The organism is Rhodococcus sp. WS1 (genome assembly GCF_003797745.1).
In the GTDB taxonomy this organism is placed as follows: domain Bacteria; phylum Actinomycetota; class Actinomycetes; order Mycobacteriales; family Mycobacteriaceae; genus Rhodococcus_F; species Rhodococcus_F erythropolis.
Genome location: NZ_RKLZ01000001.1, coordinates 1,271,407 through 1,288,943, shown reverse-complemented (window position 1 = coordinate 1,288,943; position 17,537 = coordinate 1,271,407). Strand labels below are relative to the sequence as shown.

The 17,537-nt window shown below is 63.0% G+C and carries 16 protein-coding genes; 9 read left to right on the top strand and 7 right to left on the bottom strand.

The window, feature by feature from the left end; translation table 11 throughout:
* Nucleotides 1-3: 3 nt before the first annotated feature.
* The gene (locus EEB12_RS05950; protein ID WP_141487514.1) at nucleotides 4-1,590 is read right to left on the bottom strand and encodes an Hsp70 family protein; all 1,587 of its coding nucleotides are present in this window, start codon (nucleotides 1,588-1,590) and stop codon (nucleotides 4-6) included.
* A gap of 161 nt (nucleotides 1,591-1,751) precedes the next feature.
* On the opposite strand from EEB12_RS05950, the gene EEB12_RS05945 reads away from it, so the two are divergent.
* A complete protein-coding gene (locus EEB12_RS05945; protein WP_024487371.1) occupies nucleotides 1,752-2,312 on the top strand; it encodes a potassium channel family protein in 561 nt (186 codons plus the stop codon).
* 19 nt (nucleotides 2,313-2,331) lie between these two features.
* Here EEB12_RS05945 and EEB12_RS05940 read toward each other — a convergent pair whose 3' ends face one another.
* A complete protein-coding gene (locus EEB12_RS05940) occupies nucleotides 2,332-4,047 on the bottom strand; it encodes a TIGR03767 family metallophosphoesterase (RefSeq protein WP_019747582.1) in 1,716 nt (571 codons plus the stop codon).
* A gap of 233 nt (nucleotides 4,048-4,280) precedes the next feature.
* Between EEB12_RS05940 and groES the strand changes: the two genes are divergently transcribed.
* Both groES and groL read left to right on the top strand, forming a co-directional pair.
* Entirely contained in the window at nucleotides 4,281-4,580 is a 300-nt protein-coding gene (gene groES, locus EEB12_RS05935) for a co-chaperone GroES (protein WP_003940763.1), read from the top strand.
* 86 nt (nucleotides 4,581-4,666) lie between these two features.
* The gene (gene groL, locus EEB12_RS05930; RefSeq protein ID WP_019747583.1) at nucleotides 4,667-6,277 is read left to right on the top strand and encodes a chaperonin GroEL; all 1,611 of its coding nucleotides are present in this window, start codon (nucleotides 4,667-4,669) and stop codon (nucleotides 6,275-6,277) included.
* Nucleotides 6,278-6,353: 76 nt separating this feature from the next.
* Here the strand turns inward: groL and EEB12_RS05925 are convergent, their stop codons facing one another.
* From EEB12_RS05925 to EEB12_RS05910, 4 genes are all read right to left on the bottom strand, one after another.
* Entirely contained in the window at nucleotides 6,354-7,091 is a 738-nt protein-coding gene (locus EEB12_RS05925; RefSeq protein WP_141487513.1) for an anti-sigma factor domain-containing protein, read from the bottom strand.
* 1 nt (nucleotide 7,092) lies between these two features.
* A complete protein-coding gene (locus tag EEB12_RS05920; protein WP_007728615.1) occupies nucleotides 7,093-7,761 on the bottom strand; it encodes a sigma-70 family RNA polymerase sigma factor in 669 nt (222 codons plus the stop codon).
* An 88-nt stretch (nucleotides 7,762-7,849) separates the two neighbouring features.
* On the bottom strand, nucleotides 7,850-8,515 hold the full coding sequence (locus EEB12_RS05915; protein ID WP_007728616.1) for a fasciclin domain-containing protein: 666 nt from the start codon (nucleotides 8,513-8,515) through the stop codon (nucleotides 7,850-7,852).
* Between the two features lie 165 nt (nucleotides 8,516-8,680).
* The gene (locus EEB12_RS05910) at nucleotides 8,681-8,977 is read right to left on the bottom strand and encodes a WhiB family transcriptional regulator (RefSeq protein WP_003940939.1); all 297 of its coding nucleotides are present in this window, start codon (nucleotides 8,975-8,977) and stop codon (nucleotides 8,681-8,683) included.
* A 755-nt stretch (nucleotides 8,978-9,732) separates the two neighbouring features.
* Between EEB12_RS05910 and EEB12_RS05905 the strand changes: the two genes are divergently transcribed.
* From EEB12_RS05905 to EEB12_RS05895, 3 genes are all read left to right on the top strand, one after another.
* Complete coding sequence (locus tag EEB12_RS05905; RefSeq protein WP_029537856.1) at nucleotides 9,733-10,431, top strand: hypothetical protein; 699 nt, start codon at nucleotides 9,733-9,735, stop codon at nucleotides 10,429-10,431.
* Between the two features lie 176 nt (nucleotides 10,432-10,607).
* On the top strand, nucleotides 10,608-11,186 hold the full coding sequence (locus EEB12_RS05900; protein ID WP_003940953.1) for a sigma-70 family RNA polymerase sigma factor: 579 nt from the start codon (nucleotides 10,608-10,610) through the stop codon (nucleotides 11,184-11,186).
* A complete protein-coding gene (locus EEB12_RS05895; RefSeq protein ID WP_306461784.1) occupies nucleotides 11,170-12,108 on the top strand; it encodes an anti-sigma-D factor RsdA in 939 nt (312 codons plus the stop codon). The genes EEB12_RS05900 and EEB12_RS05895 overlap by 17 nt, the downstream gene beginning before the upstream one ends.
* A gap of 89 nt (nucleotides 12,109-12,197) precedes the next feature.
* On the opposite strand, the gene EEB12_RS05890 is transcribed toward EEB12_RS05895, so the two are convergent.
* Nucleotides 12,198-12,602 carry a DUF5319 domain-containing protein gene (locus EEB12_RS05890; RefSeq protein ID WP_003940777.1) on the bottom strand — a complete coding sequence of 135 codons (405 nt, stop codon included), beginning with the start codon at nucleotides 12,600-12,602 and terminating at the stop codon, nucleotides 12,198-12,200.
* Nucleotides 12,603-12,845: 243 nt separating this feature from the next.
* Here EEB12_RS05890 and guaB point away from each other — a divergent pair, with 243 nt between their 5' ends.
* The 3 genes from guaB (at nucleotide 12,846) to EEB12_RS05875 (ending at nucleotide 17,464) form a co-directional block, all read left to right on the top strand.
* Nucleotides 12,846-14,369, top strand: coding sequence for an IMP dehydrogenase (gene guaB / locus EEB12_RS05885; RefSeq protein ID WP_020723641.1), 1,524 nt, complete (start codon nucleotides 12,846-12,848; stop codon nucleotides 14,367-14,369).
* A gap of 27 nt (nucleotides 14,370-14,396) precedes the next feature.
* Nucleotides 14,397-15,536, top strand: a complete 1,140-nt coding sequence (locus EEB12_RS05880; protein WP_003940976.1) for a GuaB3 family IMP dehydrogenase-related protein — start codon at nucleotides 14,397-14,399, stop codon at nucleotides 15,534-15,536.
* Between the two features lie 173 nt (nucleotides 15,537-15,709).
* Nucleotides 15,710-17,464: a GMC oxidoreductase gene (locus EEB12_RS05875; protein ID WP_020906934.1), complete on the top strand. Its 1,755-nt coding sequence runs from the start codon at nucleotides 15,710-15,712 to the stop codon at nucleotides 17,462-17,464.
* Nucleotides 17,465-17,537: the final 73 nt, after the last annotated feature.

Below are 17,537 nucleotides of genomic sequence, written 5' to 3'. Positions count from 1 at the left end.
GAATCAACCGACTGGGACCGGTTCCCGATCCGGTGTGGTCGCGGGGCCGGTTTCGGGCGTCGAGGTATTCGGTTCACCGGGTTTTGTCGTCGGATCACCACCGGGCGTGGTGAGTTCGGTTTCGGTGGAACCGGATCCAGGATTTTCCGGCGTCGTCGGGTTTTCGCCGCCGCTCTCACCCGGGCCGAGACCGCCGCCGGGGTTTGCCTCGGTCGGATCGACAGGGGGAGTCGCCTCGGTGTCCGGAAGCGTCGGCCACCACGCCGGTGGATCGGGCAGCGTGATTCCGGGGATGGTCGGCCAATTCGGGGTGGTCGTTGTCGTCGTCGGCGGTGTGGTTGTCGTCGACGTGTCCGGTATCGGCGCCGGCGGAAGCGTGTACTGATGCGTTGTGTACGAGTGAGTGTCGAACGGCTGTGAGTCGAACGGCGTTGTGGGATAGCCGTACTGCGGGAACGTGCTGCCCACTACCGAAGGCAGAGGATCATGCGAGGGGATGATCGTCGATCCGGTGCTCGGCGTCGCTTCGGGGCTCACCGTCGTCGTGGTCGAACCGGTTCCGACAGGAGAGACCGCGGTGTCGTCGGTCGGCACCAATTCCTTTGCGCCGTAGCCGAGTACCAGTCCGCCGACCACGAGCGCACCGATCAAAGCTCCCGAGACCTTGGCGGTGGATCCCGAGCGCTGGTCACTTCCGGAGCCCAGCGAGGGGAAACGAATTGCGGTGATCGAATCTGCCAGGAGTGCAGCACCTTTGGTTGCCGCAGTCTCGGGCTCGACGATCTCGACCAAGGGGAGGTCGACGGCAGCGGCGACGGCGGACCGCACGGCCGGAATGTGTGCGCCACCGCCGATGAGCACAACGGCACCGACCGGCCGCGGTGAGCCGTTCACGACTTCACGGATGAAGGTGACGGCGCGCTCGATATCCGGGGCGATGATGGCTTCGAACTCGTCGCGCGTGATCGCCATTGCGTCGACGGGAAGGTCGATGGTCACCTTGGCGGCGGTGGACAGTTGCTCTTTCGCGACGTGGCACCGGGCAGCAAGAAGCTCCGCGTCGGTGTACCGGCGCAGGTGCCCTGGCGCCTTCTCCGTCACGAAGTCGACCAATGCCCGGTCGATTCCGGCCCCTGCGAGGGCGTCGATACGGTCGGAATGCAGAACCTCACCGGTGTGGTCGACGACGGACACCGTCAGACCCTGATCGCCGACGTCCACCTGAGCTGTCGTGTCGTACCGCTCGGTTTTCCCGGTCTCGGCGAGATACGCGTGTACTGCGGCAGGTTCGGGGATGGCACGGACCTGCTTCGGCGAGCGCGAGAGAGATGACCTGATGCTCGCGAGCTGGTCGTCCGTGCGATAGCTGACACCGATCGAGCGCGGCGCTTCAGATCCGTCCGTTACCTGCGTCGTCATCAGCTTGATGGACGCCCGGACGAGGTCACCGACGTTGGAATTGGCCTGATCCGCCGAGACGAAGCGAGTCTCGGCAGGTACCGCTCCTGGCGCGTTTGTGCTGGTATCGGTGTCGACGAGTGCTGAATAGACACCGGAAGATCCAGTGGAAATTCCCAGTGAACAACTCATCGCGCACCTCCTCACAGTCAATACCGGTCAATGTTCAATCGACCGCCGTTATATGAACGTTACAGAAGGTTCGTGAGGATTGCTCAGTGCTTTTTGTCTCCATGACACCCTTTTCGGACCGAAAGGGTGGTTTTACCTGCGAAATTGTCGATCATTGATTCATGCGGAAAAAAGGCGATTCTCCCCACATCGACCGGGATCGACGACGCGCGCTGATCCGGGGTGCGGTGCTTCGACCCACGCTGACGATGATCGCCTTCGGATGCGCGTACTTCTTCCTGCCGTGGGTCGATGTCCACACAGTGGGTGCGATTTTCCTCTTGATCGGTGGAGGGGCAGCGGTGCTTGCCGTGACGACCTGGCAGGTGCGTCGAATTCTGCGTTCCGATGTGCCTTCTCTGCAGGCGGTCGAAGCAGTGGCGGTCGTGATGCCGACCTACTTGCTGTTGGTGTCCATCACTTATTTTTCGGTCGAGCATGCGAGTGCCGGCAGTTTCACCGAACCGCTGTCGCGTATGGCGGCCCTGTACTTTTCGCTGTCGGTGTTCTCGACCGTCGGCTTCGGCGACATCGCTGCACAGACGGACCTTGCCAGGGGACTCGTGAGCCTTCAGATCGTCTGCAATCTGGTGTTGATCGGATTCGGCGTTCGATTTGTGGTTGCCGCAGTGTCGTGGGCGAAAGCGCACCGCTCGCCTTCGAGCGGACCTGAAATCACCTAGGACACTGCGGCAATCGGAGTCATCGTCCGGTGTGGACCAACAATTCGACGTTCTGGTCGACGCCGGTACCCGTCAACTTCGGGTCGCGGTGGATGTCGTTGAACGACAGTTCGCGGTACAGCGAGGCGAGCCCGGCCGCCGACTTGTCGCTGTACTCGACTGAATTGGGACTTTCCGCTTCGAAGAGCGTCGCAAGCAACGACACCGTTCCGTCGTGATTGTCCGCGATCTCGATGATGCGCCCGAGCTGTGGGTAGTCGATGTGAGAGGCGGTGTTGATCTCCCAGAAGCCCTGCTCGGGGGTCGCGCCGGGCCACGGGGTGATCTTGTTCTCGTGGGTGTGTCCGTTCACCCAGGCAAGTACGTTCGGGAAACGATGCAGCAAGTCCAGAAGCTGTGAACCGCGCAGGCGCGGCTCGAGGACGTTCTCGGGGTCGGGAATGAGATTGTCCATCGTGTCGCTCGTGTGGTGACTGAACAGCACGAAATAGGTGTCACTGCGCGACTCGGTGACGCGAGAGCCCGCGGCGTCGTAGTAGGTGCTGCTGCCGGCGCGCAGGGTGTTCTCGATCCACTGGAACTGAGCGGCGCCCAGCGAACCGTCGACAAGGCCTGCGCGGTTGGTGGAGTCCATGCTGATGCCGACGACGCCCGGTGCGATCTGGAACGAGTAGTAGCCGATACCGGTTTCGCCGGCGTCGGGGGCGAAACCGTGCCCGACAGGGCCGGGGCCGGTGTGCGCGGGATCAAGGTGTGCGGCGATGAACTGCCGGGGTGTGAACGGTGCGCGCGACGGGTCGGGGGTGACCTGGCGCGGCGGCGTCGTGAAGGCGGACAGGATTCCGGGAATCGCGCTGGGATCGAACTTGGTGGCGATGTCGATCTGCTTGGCCTGCTCCGGTGAACCGGGCACCTCGAATTTGAGAGATCCCGTGTACATCGCTTCGAGCGGTGGGATGCCGCTGGGCACCGTGCCCGACACCGAATCGTCGTGGTTGCCGAACACGCAGTACCACGGGGTGTTCAGGCCGGGGCTCGACACGGGAGTGAACGCGGCCCCGAAGAAGTCCGGAATCTCCGGGAAGCCGGCCTTCTTGTACATGTCGAGCATCGGCGATTCAGGGTTCCAGTACAGATCGGCACCCGAGTTCTGCACACCCTCGTAGCGGTCCTTGGCGCCGGTGTTGGCGACGACGGTTCCGCCGTTGAGTGAGGTGAGGAACCAGTCGAGTTCGGCGAATTCCTTGTTGTCCGTGTTGTCGCCGGTGGTGACCACGGCATCGAAGGGGCGCGAGGTGTGCGGGCCGCTCCCGATCGAATTGACGCGTCGGACAAGCGAAATCAACCCGTGCGCCGTCAAGGTCTCCTGGGGGCGGAACGCCGAGCCGGTGATCTGATGGACGTATTCGAAGCGCATGGGGGACTGGGCGTCGACGATGTGGACGTCGGTCAACTGCACGAGTGAGGCGAGCGCGGTGCGTCGGTCCTCGCGTCCTGACTTCGGCTCGGCCAACTCGCTGCGCACGATGTTCGCCCAACCGGGACCGGCGGTGAGCCTGGTGTAGCCGCTGCTGCTGACGGGCGTGGACACGGACTCGAGAGTGGTGCCGGGACCTGACGTCGGAATGGTCGACGCGCCTGCGTATTGCAGGCCCCACGGCTTGCCAAGGCTGACCGCGCCGACGGCGCCGAGTCCGGCGAAGGTCAGAAAACTACGGCGATTGATGTTCGTCACGAAGTGAACAATAGGTGAACGTGGTGGACGGCTGTCCTGTTTCGCTCTGGACGAAGAGAAAAATGCGCCCAGTCCTTGAGGGTTGGCACTCTCACGTATAGAGTGCCAATTGGCGCTGATCGAGTTCCGGCACCCGCGACGACGGGACTGCAGTGACGCGCCGTAAACGGCATACCCAAACAGCTGTCCGAGGATCGCCTCGGACGCACATACCCCAAAGTGGAGGGCTCATCGTGGCGAGCGTCAACATCAAGCCGCTCGAGGACAAGATCCTCGTCCAGGCCAACGAGGCTGAAACGACGACGGCTTCCGGCCTGGTCATTCCTGACACAGCCAAGGAAAAGCCCCAGGAGGGCACCGTCGTTGCAGTCGGCGAAGGCCGCGTCAACGAGCAGGGCAACCGCATCCCGGTCGACGTCAAGGAGGGTGACACGGTCATCTACTCCAAGTACGGCGGAACCGAGATCAAGTACGCCGGCCAGGAATACCTGATCCTGTCGGCACGCGACGTGCTGGCTGTCGTCTCCAAGTAAGACACACGTGATCCGCCCCGGAGTCCACACAGGATCCCGGGGCGGAATGCGTTCACGCCCCGAAGATTCAGGAGCTGACAGAACAGATGTCCAAGCAAATTGCGTTCAACGAGACCGCACGCCGCGCTCTCGAAGCCGGAGTCGACAAGCTTGCCGACGCCGTCAAGGTGACCTTGGGCCCGCGTGGACGCCACGTCGTGCTCGCCAAGGCATTCGGCGGCCCCACCGTTACCAACGACGGTGTGAGCATCGCCCGTGAGATCGAACTCGAAGATCCCTTCGAGAACCTCGGCGCACAGCTCGTCAAGAGCGTCGCCACCAAGACCAACGATGTTGCCGGCGACGGCACCACCACCGCGACCGTTCTGGCCCAGGCCATCGTCCGCGGCGGACTCAAGAACATCGCAGCGGGCGCGAACCCGATGGCGCTCGGCGTCGGCATCAACGCCGCAGCCGACAAGGTCGTCGAGGAACTGCTCGCCGCGGCCACCCCGGTCGAGGGCGAGAAGTCGATCGCCCAGGTCGCCACCGTCTCCTCGCGTGACGAAGAGATCGGCAAGCTCGTCGGCGAGGCACTCACCCGTGTCGGAACCGACGGCGTCGTGACGGTCGAGGAATCCTCCACCGTTGCAACCGAACTCGTTGTCACCGAAGGCGTTCAGTTCGACAAGGGCTACCTCTCGCCCTACTTCGTCACCGACATCGATGCGCAGAAGGCCGTCTACGAAGACGCGTTGATCCTGCTCTTCCGCGAGAAGATCAGCTCACTTCCCGACTTCCTGCCGCTGCTCGAGAAGGTTGCCGAATCCGGCAAGCCGCTCTTGATCATCGCCGAGGACGTCGAGGGTGAAGTTCTCTCCACCCTGGTGGTCAACTCCATCCGCAAGACCATCAAGGCCGTCGCCGTCAAGGCGCCGTTCTTCGGTGATCGTCGCAAGGCATTCCTCGACGACCTCGCAGTCGTCACGGCAGGCACCGTCATTAACACCGACGTCGGCCTCTCCCTGAAGGAAGCCGGCCTCGACCTGCTCGGCAGCGCTCGCCGCGTTGTCGTCACCAAGGACGAGACGGTCATCGTCGACGGTGCAGGCACCGCTGACGACATCGCGACCCGCGTCGCGCAGTTGCGTCGCGAGATCGAGAACACCGATTCGGATTGGGACCGCGAGAAGCTCGAAGAGCGTCTGGCGAAGCTGTCCGGCGGCGTGGCCGTCATCAAGGTCGGCGCAGCCACCGAAACCGATCTGAAGGAACGCAAGTTCCGCGTCGAGGATGCGGTCAACGCAGCCAAGGCAGCAGTTGCCGAGGGCATCGTCCCCGGTGGCGGATCGGCTCTCGTTCAGGCCGGTACGGCTCTGATCGGGAATCTCGGCCTGTCGGGTGACGAGGCCACCGGCGTTGCCGTGGTCCGTGAAGCCCTCAACGCTCCGTTGTTCTGGATCTCCAGCAACGCAGGCATCGACGGATCCGTCGTTGTCAGCAAGGTCGCCGAGATGACCAAGGGCGAAGGCTTCAACGCTGCCACCCTCACCTACGGCAACCTGCTTGCCGACGGCGTCGTCGACCCGGTCAAGGTCACTCGCTCGGCAGTGGTCAACGCCGCTTCCGTCGCGCGCATGATCCTCACGACCGAGAGCGCTGTCGTCGAGAAGCCGACCGAGGCAGTTGCCGACACCGGACACGGTCACAGCCACTAGCTCGCTGCTCGTAGTTTCGACAAAGAAGAGATCCCCCACCGGATTCCGGTGGGGGATCTCTTCTTTCGTCTGGCGATCAGATGAGCGGGATCGTTGCGAACGGCTCGCTGGTGGGCTGCTGCGATCCGCCGGGCGGTTCGACCGTGAACGCCAACTTCGTGTTCGGGCCGATGCCGTCGAGCACCACCTGGGTAGTGGGTTTGACGTCGCTCGGAGCCATCGTCCCCATCGGGATCATCGTGGTGTCGTCGGTGTCGCCCGGCACCAGCCACATCTGGTAGACGGTATCCGGACTCGGGGGAGTGACATCGTTCATCACGAGGACTGCGGCGTCTTCGGAGGGCGAGAACAGCGTCGTGGCACTACCGCCGCCCGGAATGTCACGCGTCGTGGCATGAACGTCGGGTGCTGCCATGATTTCGGATGCGGGGTTCTGCGGCGGCGTGTTGTCGGACAGCGTGCGTCCGATTCCGATGCCGCCGACCAGGATTGCGACTGCGGCGGCCGCCGCAAGTGCCATGGTCCACGGGCGTCGACGGTTACGACGCTCGGCCAGCGAAACCAGGGCGTTGGGAGCCGCGGTCTGTTCTGCGATCGAGGCGAGGACGCTGCTGCGCAGCGACGGCGGGGGCTCGACGGCGTCGACGACGGTCATCGCGGCCATGGTTTCGGCGGTGAGTCGGACCTGGGCGTCGAATTCGGCGCGGGTCGCGGAGTCCGAAGCGGCAAGTCGTCTGTCGACCTCACGGCGCTCGTCGAGGTCCAACGCATCGATCGCGTAGGCGTACGCGTAGTCGATCAGCTCTTCGTCCATCTCACATCACCCCCAAACATCCACGTAGGCGCAGTAGTCCGTCGCGAATTCGCGACTTGATCGTGGGAATCGCCACGCCGAGATCTTCGGCCACCTCGCGGTACGTTCGGCCGCCGTAATAGGCGAGAGTCACCGATTGGCGCTGAGTGTCCGTCAGCGTTTCGAGACAGTCGGTGACAGCACGATGCTCGTCTCTTCGTGTCACTTCGTCGCTGACGACGTCGAACTCGGGAGTGGCATTGGTGGTGTCGTAGAGAGCCTGTCGATCCGAACTCGACTGTTCGGAGCGCACGCGATCCACCGCGCGGCGGTGGGCAAGCGTCAGAAGCCAGGAGAGTGCGGACCCCTTGGCAGGATCGAAGCTGTCGGCCGATTTCCAGGCTTGGAGGTAGACCTCTTGGACCGCTTCCTCGGAGAAGCCTGGATCGCGGAGTACACGGAGAACCATGCCGTAGACGCGGGAGCTGGTTCGGTCGTAGAACTCGGCAAAGGCGCTCTGGTCGCCACCGGCCACGTTCGCGAGGATCACTGCCAGCTCGCGTGATTCCGCGATTCGCGCGGTGCGGGCCGCAGAATTGTCCGTCGGGCATGCGTCGGCCGCATCCGACGCATGGTCTGGCTCGCTCACGAAGAGTTGTCTCGCTTCATCGCGTACAACCGTAGCGTGCATGTCCGGTTCTTTTCTCTCGGCCCGCCGTTGGCCGCTGTGCGCCTTTATTAACCGCGGGGGGTTAATAAAGGCGCACAGCAGGTGGGGACTACTGCGGCATCAGCACCGAATCGATGAGGTAGACGGTGGCGTTTGCGGTCTTGACTCCACCGCAGACGACAGTTGCGTCGTTGACCTTGATGTTGTCACCGGATCCGGTGACGGTGACCGTTCCGCCCTCGGCGGTGGGGTGCGTTCCGTCGATCGCGTCAGGAGCGATCTGGCCGGGAACCACGTGGTAGGTGAGGATCTTGGTGAGCGTGGCGCTGTCCGTCTTGAGGCTGTCGATCGTCGCGGGGTCGATCTTGGCGAATGCCGAGTCGATCGGCGCGAAGACGGTGAACTCGCCGCCGTTGAGAGTGTCGACCAGGTTGACGTCCGGGTTGAGCTGTCCGGAGACTGCCGCGGTCAAGGTGGTGAGCAAAGGATTGTTGGATGCCGCTGTGGCAACCGGATCCTGGGCCATTCCGCTGACCGATCCGGCGCCGCTCGGCACTGCGGCTGCATAGTCGGCACAACCGGCACCGACCAGATCAGAAGCAGGCTCCGCCATCGCGCTGCTGGGAGACATGCTCGATCCCATGGCAGAAGACGTCATGGCGGCGCTGGACGTGTCGGTCGACGAATCGTTGTCGTCGGAGGAGCAACCGACGACGCCGAAGACGGCGAAAGAGGCTGCTGCGGTGACTGCCAGAACTCGAGTAGAGGTGTTCATGGGTCTGCCTTCCTGAAGGGATGTGCTGAGGTGCACTGTCAGAAGGCATTCGGAGTCGGTTGTCGACAGGATGGGTCGGAGTCGGAAATTCTTTTCAGGAGCTGGTGTACACAAGCAAAAGCCCCCGAAAACTCTCGGGGGCCTTGTGCACTCGACCTACGTGTATCAGGAAGCTATGCGGGTGGTGCGACGGTGGCGCGCATGTAGTTCACGTTCGGTTTCCGACATTCCTCCCCAGATGCCGTACGGCTCGGCGACGGTCAGCGCGTGGCTGCGGCACTGCATCAGTACCGGGCACTGACGGCACATCTCTTTTGCGCGGGTTTCGCGCTGGGCACGTGCTCTACCGCGTTCGCCATCGGGATGGAAGAACATGGAGGAGTCGACTCCGCGGCACAGACCGTGCATCTGCCAGTCCCAGATGTCTGCGTTGGGGCCTGGAAGGTGATTCGGTGCAGGCATGTTGACTCCTTACTGCAAGCTCGCGTTGATCAACGAGCGGACCAAGTTGCCCGGAGGTTATCCGGGCCTTCTGAATCGTTCACGCTTGCTAACCGTAAGGGTGCTGAGTAAATCGCGTCAATAGGCTCGTTCAGTGGCGATCGGCATATATCGAAATGCGAGAGTTAACGAAGTATATATTTACATTTCGGGTCTCTCATGCGTTGCGCTGCGTCGATGTTGAAATCGGGTCGATCGAGGTGGTGGCAGGCAAGCCTGGCTGCTCGAGATGCGAAACCCACAGATCAGGGATATGTTTGGTGCTGATCGCCTGGCGAAAAGACTCAGTCGTTCGGCTCGGTTTGCGTCATTTGTCCGATATTGCACGGGCAGGGTCGTACTCCATTTCGGGACTTAGTGCCCAAGTTTCAACTAGGACATCTGTCCAATAAGTAATGCGCAGTTAACGTCACGGATATATGCCCGTTAAATATCATTACGAGTACATTCGGCAAATCTCAGTTGAATATCTGATTAACTCCGACAAACTTGCCTTTTCGTCTTCCCGTGCGGCAAACGGCATCGGTCAGGCGCTTGTCTGTTGGCGCTGCTGCGATGATCTACCTGTGTCGACACTTGAGCCCCCTGAATCGCCTTCGTTCACTGAGTCACCTGGCCTTCCCGGGACTCTCGAATCCGCCGCATTCGGTGCGGATCCGGACCTTGACCGTCTCCCTGCGCCTTGCTCTACCCGGGATTGGTGGACAACGGCAGTAATACTGGGTGGTCAGGGGCACTACGCCAGGGCGCGGGCAGCATTGGATGTCCTCGATCGGCTCACGACGGGGTCCTCGACGCACTCGGATCGAGTTCTTGCCTCTCTCTCTGCCAGCACGAGGGCGTCGTTTCTTCGCCAGAGTGGACGTCATGCACTCGCGTCGACGTGGGACGGGCGCGCACTGGCGATTGTCGGCGGTCTGCCAGTCGATCCAGAGGCTGCCTGTGACGCTCTGACCGGTCTGGCCGCGGACGCCCTCGGTTGTGGCCGGCTCCCGCTCGGCTGGCGCCTGCTGGGGGAGTGTCGGACCCGTCTGGGCGGCGAGGGCGGGCTGTGGCGGCAGGAAATTCGGATCGAATGGGTCTCGGCGGAACTGGCTCTGGCAGGAGGTGACTTCGCGCGCGCCCGCAGACACGCAGAACGCGCCGTCGAATTGTCGGGGAAATCGGAGTCCGTCCGGCACCGCGTGAAGTCGGATCTACTGCGCAGCGCCGCGCTGACCGGAACAGACCCGAGCTCGGCGGTGGAGTCGGCAGCGGAAGTGCTGGCGCGGTGTCAGCAATACGGCCTGCTGCCCCTGGCCTGGGCGTCGTCGCTGCTGATCGAGGGCGTGAGCGGCGGGAGGACCTCGCCGAGTGCCCGTGAGATCGGCGATCTGATTGCGATGCGCGGTGGATCACTCCTACCTTTGTCGTAATCGATCCACCCGAAGTCTCTCGCGAACGATTCCCACAGGGCTGTTTCGATATCGCGACTGCTGGGCGGGCATGCGGAGACCAGCCGGTCCGGATGGTTACTCTTAGAGGGTTCCGCTGAGAGCGGGAGCACACCCGCTCGGGAGGTGCCACTGTAACGCCAGGATTTTCGCTGACGATGACAAATACGAGCGATGAGTTGGACACCGCGGTCGCCGCTGCTGCGCAGGGCGACCGTACAGCTCTAGCTTTGGTTCTGGAGAACATCCGACCGATGGTGGTGCGCTACTGCCGCGGTCGAGTGGGTGCGGCCGAGCGGGGACACCTGTCCGCTGACGACGTCGCGCAGGAAGTGTGTCTGGCCGTGATGACCGCGCTGCCGCGTTATCAGGACCAGGGACGCCCGTTCATGGCCTTTGTGTACGGAATTGCCGCGCACAAGGTTGCGGACGCACATAGAAGTTCCGCCCGTAACAAGTCGGAGCCCGTTTCCGAAGTACCGGATGTAATAGCACTGGATGATGGTCCCGAACAGCGAGCACTCGATTCGGAGTCCAGCAGACAGATGCATGAACTTCTCGGCACACTTCCGGAGAAGCATCGAGAAATCTTGATACTTCGCCTGGTGGTCGGGATGTCGGCTGAGGAAACGGCCGTCGCCGTCGGTAGTACCGCCGGAGCTGTACGAGTCGCTCAGCACAGGGCGATCGCGAAACTGAAAAAAGAAGTAACGAAAGCAGGTGAGAGCTTTGGCTAGAGACGAGGGGCGTGACGCTTCGAATCTCGGTGATCTCGCCGACGACGGTACGCCAGTGGACTTGGCTGCGGTTCGGCGTGACGATGCGCTGATCGAGTCCATTTCGAGTGGCGGGCCGGTAGCAACCGATAGCACCGAACAGTACGAACTTGCGTTGATTCTCTCGCAATGGCGTGACGATGTCGTTGCGACTCCGATGCCCGAGGGTCCGTTGTTGGACGATGTCATCGCTGCAATCACAGCGACGCCGTCCGGCTTCTCCGATCGTCAGCGTTCACGTTCCCGTTCCCGATTGCGTGTGGTCCGCCCGATCGCCGCCGCAGCAGCTGTTGCAGCAGTGGTCTTCGGTGGTGCCACAGCGATGGCGTACGACGCCCAGCCCGGCGATGCCCTCTGGGGCGTCAAGCAGGTCGTCTTCGCCGACGAGGCCAACTCGACGGTCGCGAAGATCGACACGACATCCGAGCTGGAAAAGGCCGAGCGTCTGTTGGCCGCCGGGGACATTCCCGCGGCAAAGATGGTGCTGGACAACGCAGCTCACCGTGCCGATGCGGTCAAGGACTCGCAGGACAAGACGGATCTCGTCGAGCGTTGGGGCAAGTTGATGACGCAGGTCCAGGAGACCACGTCACCCGCAGCGCCGCCGCCGACGAGTGGTCAGCCGGCCGGCCCGACGACTTCGATCACGGCAATTCCGGGCTCCTCGGTCAAACCGCTCAATCCTCAGGGACCTGGCGAACCGACGAGTTCGACCAAACCGGATCCGGGAGTACAGCTGCAATTGCCGCCGACGTCGGCTTCCTCGACACCTCCGACCTCGTTGCCGACGACAACCACGACGACAACGACCACCACCACAACAACGACGTCTCTGGCGCCTGCCTCGTCGCCGTCCGGTGATTTCTCGTCACCCCCACCCTGATCGGCGTCGTTCCGATCTGAATTCATACGAAAGTGGCCGACAAGCAATTGCTTGTCGGCCACTTTCGTATGAACTTGGTGGGGTTTCGCTCAGCTGTCGAAACCGTCGCCGTGCATCGCCTCGTTCATCGACGCGTCGGCGTATCCACGGCAGTAGTCCCACGTGACATATGCCTCAGGCATCGGGTCGTAGGCCGGCTCGTGGGGGCGGACGGTTCCGTCCACGAGGAGCTGCAGCAGGTTTGCGCGCAGCATGTCCCAGTCGTGGTAGTGATCTTGTTGGCAGTCCTCGCAGCACACTACGAGACCGCGGATGCCGCGGTGAGCGAGGAGCGCCTCGTAAACGGCGAGGTCAGCGAGATCCTCCTCGACCGCTTGGCGTTCGTGGGGGTCGAGTGGTTGGCCCGGCTCGATGGCATCGAGAGCCGCGGAGGGGTCAGCTGGGTCGCCGGCGAAGGGATCTGGCGGCAGACCGGGGGGCAGTTGATCACGCACAGCACCACGGTACGCAGGTCAGGGGGGTCAGCGCCACTTGTTACGCGTACCCGCAGCGTGGGTGGGATGGTTCGGACCTTTGAGTGAGCCGATACCATGGTGTGCAACGCCGGGAAAAGGTGCCAGGAATTTCTTTCCGTGCAGGCGCCTTCTATCCGATATCCAGCTTTCGTAATCCGTTTCGAGGCGGCTGCTACAGCGGTCGCCCTGGGCGAATCTAGGTCCATGGAGGGTCCTGACCGCATGAGTAGTTCTGCAGGACATGTACACACCGGAGGAGACGACCCCAACAAGGTCGCAATGCTGGGACTGACTTACGACGACGTGCTGCTGTTGCCTGCTGCGTCCGACGTCATCCCGAGCCAGGTCGACACGTCCAGTCAACTGACCCGCGACATCCGTCTGCGGATTCCGTTGGTCAGTTCTGCGATGGACACCGTCACCGAGTCGCGCATGGCAATTGCGATGGCACGCGCCGGCGGCATGGGTGTTCTGCACCGCAACTCGTCCGTCGAGGTTCAGGCAGGACAGGTCGAGACCGTCAAGCGCTCCGAGGCCGGCATGGTGACCGATCCCGTCACGTGTAAGCCGACCGACACGATGGGTGAGGTCGACGCGAAGTGCGCTCGCTTCCGCATCTCGGGTCTGCCGGTCACCGACGACGCCGGCCAGCTGGTCGGCATCGTCACGAACCGTGACATGCGTTTCGAGGTCGACCAGAATCGTCCGGTCGTCGAGATCATGACCAAGATGCCGCTGATCACCGCTCAGGAAGGCGTCACCGCAGACGTGGCACTGGGCCTTCTTCGTCGGCACAAGATCGAGAAGCTGCCGATCGTCGACGGCAACGGCAAGCTCACCGGTCTGATCACGGTCAAGGACTTCGTCAAGACCGAGCAGCATCCGGACGCTACCAAGGACCGTGACGGTCGACTGCTCGTCGGCGCTGCAGTCGGTGCAGGCGACGACGCCTTCCAGCGTGCGATGGCGCTCACCGATGCCGGTGTGGACGTACTCGTGGTGGACAGTGCGCACGGTCATTCGTCCAACGTTCTCGACATGATCGCCAAGCTCAAGCGTGAACTGGGTGAGCGGGTTCAGATCATCGGTGGCAACGTCGCTACGCGCGCGGGTGCTCTGGCACTGGTCGAAGCCGGCGTCGATGCCGTCAAGGTCGGAGTCGGCCCTGGTTCCATCTGCACCACCCGCGTCATCGCCGGTGTCGGTGCCCCTCAGGTCACGGCCATCCTGGAAGCGGTTGCCGCGTGCAAGCCTCTGGGTGTGCCCGTCATCGCTGACGGTGGACTCCAGTTCTCCGGTGACATCGCGAAGGCTCTTGCCGCGGGTGCGTCGACGGCCATGCTGGGTTCGCTCCTGGCCGGTACCGCTGAATCGCCCGGAGAACTGATCCTGGTCGGCGGCAAGCAGTTCAAGAGCTACCGCGGAATGGGTTCGCTCGGCGCGATGCAATCGCGTGGCGAGGCCAAGTCGTACTCCAAGGACCGGTACTTCCAGGACGACGTACTTTCCGAGGACAAGTTGGTTCCGGAAGGCATCGAAGGACGTGTTCCGTTCCGTGGCCCGCTTTCCCAGGTGACGCACCAGCTCACCGGTGGTCTGCGCGCTGCCATGGGTTACACGGGGTCGGCGACGATCGAGCACCTGCAGAACGCTCAGTTCGTCCAGATCACGGCGGCCGGTTTGAAGGAAAGCCATCCGCACGACATCACGATGACTGTCGAAGCACCCAACTACACCGCTCGTTAGCAACCAGTACACGAGAAAGGGGCGCGCGTGCGCGACCTCGTTGAGATCGGCATGGGTCGAACGGCCCGACGTACCTACGAGTTGGACGATGTGAACATCGTTCCCTCCCGGCGAACCCGTTCGTCGAAGGAGGTGTCGACTGCTTGGCAGCTCGACGCTTACAGGTTCGACATCCCAGTCCTCGCACATCCCACCGACGCGTTGGTCTCGCCGACCTTCGCGATCGAGCTGGGTAAGCGCGGCGGCCTCGGTGTCATCAACGGTGAAGGCCTGTGGGGCCGTCACCCCGATGTCGAGGAGAAGCTCCGGCGTCTCGTCGAGATCGCCGAGAAGGACGGTGGCGTCGACGCGGCCATCCGCTACTTGCAGGAGCTGCACGCGGCACCGCTGCAGGCGGGTCTTCTGGCTGCTGCGGTGGCGCAGGTCCGTGATTCGGGGGTCACCACTGCCGTTCGGGTCAGTCCGCAGAATGCGCGCGCACTGACGCCCGAGCTGATCAAGGCCGGAATCGACCTGCTGGTCGTCCACGGCACCATCATCTCGGCGGAGCACGTCGTGCACACCGAGCAGGAACCGCTCAACCTCAAGACGTTCATCTCGGAACTCGACGTTCCGGTTGTCGCGGGTGGGGTCAGTGACCACCGCACCGCGCTGCACCTGATGCGTACCGGCGCTGCCGGTGTCATCGTCGGGTACGGCTCCACCGAGGGTGCAACCACCACCGGTGAGGTCCTGGGTATCGGCGTTCCGATGGCCACGGCCATTGCCGACGCTGCAGCAGCCAGGCGCGACTACCTCGACGAGACGGGTGGACGCTACGTCCACGTCATCGCCGACGGTGACATCGCAACTTCGGGTGATCTGGCGAAGGCCATCGCCTGCGGTGCCGACGCTGCCGTTCTGGGCACGCCGCTGGCCGTGTCCGCCGAGGCGCCGGGTGGCGGCTGGTACTGGCCGTCCGCTGCGGCTCATCCTTCGGTTCCGCGTGGAGCGCTTCTTCCGGTTTCCTACGGCGAGCGTCCGAGCCTGGATCAGGTCCTGAGCGGTCCTTCGGACGATCCGTACGGTTCTCTGAACTTCGTCGGCGGTCTTCGTCGGTCGATGGCCAAGGCCGGGTACTCCGACCTCAAGGAGTTCCAGAAGGTCGGACTGACGGTCCGCGCGTAGTTTGTACCTTTCTGTGGCCCCGGTTCTTCGTGAACCGGGGCCACAGTTCGTTGTGCAGGACTTTCTTCCGTTCCTGATACTTGCGGTTACGCTTATGGGGCCCCTTGTGGTGGTAGTCACAAGGGATAGGTGCATACTGGCGGGTAACTACGGTTCACGGTGGAGGTGTCCTGATGGGCAAGCAACGGGCAACGGACTACGACGTACTGATCGTCGGATCCGGGTTCGGCGGAAGCGTGAGCGCGCTTCGTCTCGTGGAGAAGGGCTACAAGGTCGGCGTCATCGAAGCCGGCCGACGGTATGCCGACGAAGATTTCGCGAAGACCAGCTGGGATCTCAAGAAGTTCCTCTGGGCTCCGAAGCTGGGTTGCTTCGGCATTCAGCGCGTGCATCTGCTGCGCGACTGCCTCATCCTCGCGGGCGCAGGCGTCGGCGGCGGGTCGTTGAACTACGCCAACACGCTGTACCAGCCACCGGAGCCGTTCTTCCAGGACAAGCAGTGGGCGCACATCACCGACTGGCGAAGTGAGCTCACCCCGTACTACGAGCAGGCTCAGAAGATGCTCGGCGTCGTGCAGAATCCGCACATGACGCCCGCTGACGAGATCATGAAGTCGGTCGCCGACGACATGGGCGTCGGCGACACGTTCATCCAGACGCCCGTCGGCGTCTACTTCGGTGAGCCGGGCAAGAAGGCGAAGGACCCGTACTTCGGCGGCGTCGGACCCGAGCGCACCGGTTGCATCGAGTGCGGCGAGTGCATGACGGGCTGCCGTCACGGCGCGAAGAACACTCTCCTCAAGAACTACCTGGGCCTTGCCGAGACAGCCGGCGCCGAGATCATTCCGATGACCACCGTGTCCGGACTTCGTGAGGCTCGCGACGGTTCGTGGGACGTGTTCACCGAGCGAACCGGTGCATTCGGACGCAAGAACCGCCGCACCTACACGGCTGCGAACGTGATTCTCGCGGCCGGAACGTGGGGCACTCAGCATCTGCTCTTCGACATGAAGGACACCGGAGCGCTGCCCAAGCTCTCCGACAAGCTCGGCGAGCTGACTCGAACAAACTCCGAATCCATCGTCGGCGCAGGCAAGTACAAGGTCGATCCCGCACTCGACCTGACCCGCGGAGTGGCGATCACGTCGTCGTTCCACCCGAGCAGCGACACCCACATCGAGCCGGTCCGCTACGGCAAGGGTTCCAACGCGATGGGACTGCTGCAGACCTTGATGACGGATGGCGGTGGCTCGACACCGCGGTGGATCAAGTTCCTCGGTGTGGTCGCGAAGAACCCGTACCAGATGCTGCGCATGCTGACTGTCAAGGACTGGAGCGAGCGCACGATCATCGCGTTGGTCATGCAGAACCTCGACAACTCGATCACCACGTACACGAAGAAGGGCCTGTTCGGTCGACGCAAGGTCACCAGCAAGCAGGGCCACGGTCAGCCGAATCCGACGTGGATTCCCGAGGGCAACGAGGCGACGCGTCGAGTTGCCGCGAAGATCGACGGCGTCGCAGGCGGCACGTGGGGCGAGATCTTCAACGTTCCTTTGACCGCGCACTTCCTGGGCGGTTGCGCTATCGCGTCGGATTCCGATCACGGCGTCATCGATCCGTACCACCGCGTGTACGGCTACCCGACGCTCAGCGTCGTCGACGGTGCAGCGGTCTCGGCCAATCTCGGCGTGAATCCGTCGCTGACCATCGCCGCTCAGGCCGAGCGCTCGGCCTCGCTGTGGCCGAACAAGGGGGAGACGGACCTGCGTCCCGCCCAGGGCAGCGGCTACGAGCGTTTGGCTCCGATTGCACCCAAGTCGCCCGTGGTGCCGGCGTCGGCTCCGGCAGCGCTGGTTCTGCCGATCGTGAAGATCACCGGCGGCAAGACGGCTACGGCTGTTCCGGCGGAGCCTGCTGCCGGATAGTTCACCGCGAACCGAAAAGGGGCGTGTCGTCGAGGATTCGACGGCACGCCCCTTTTGCAGTTTCAGATCGTCA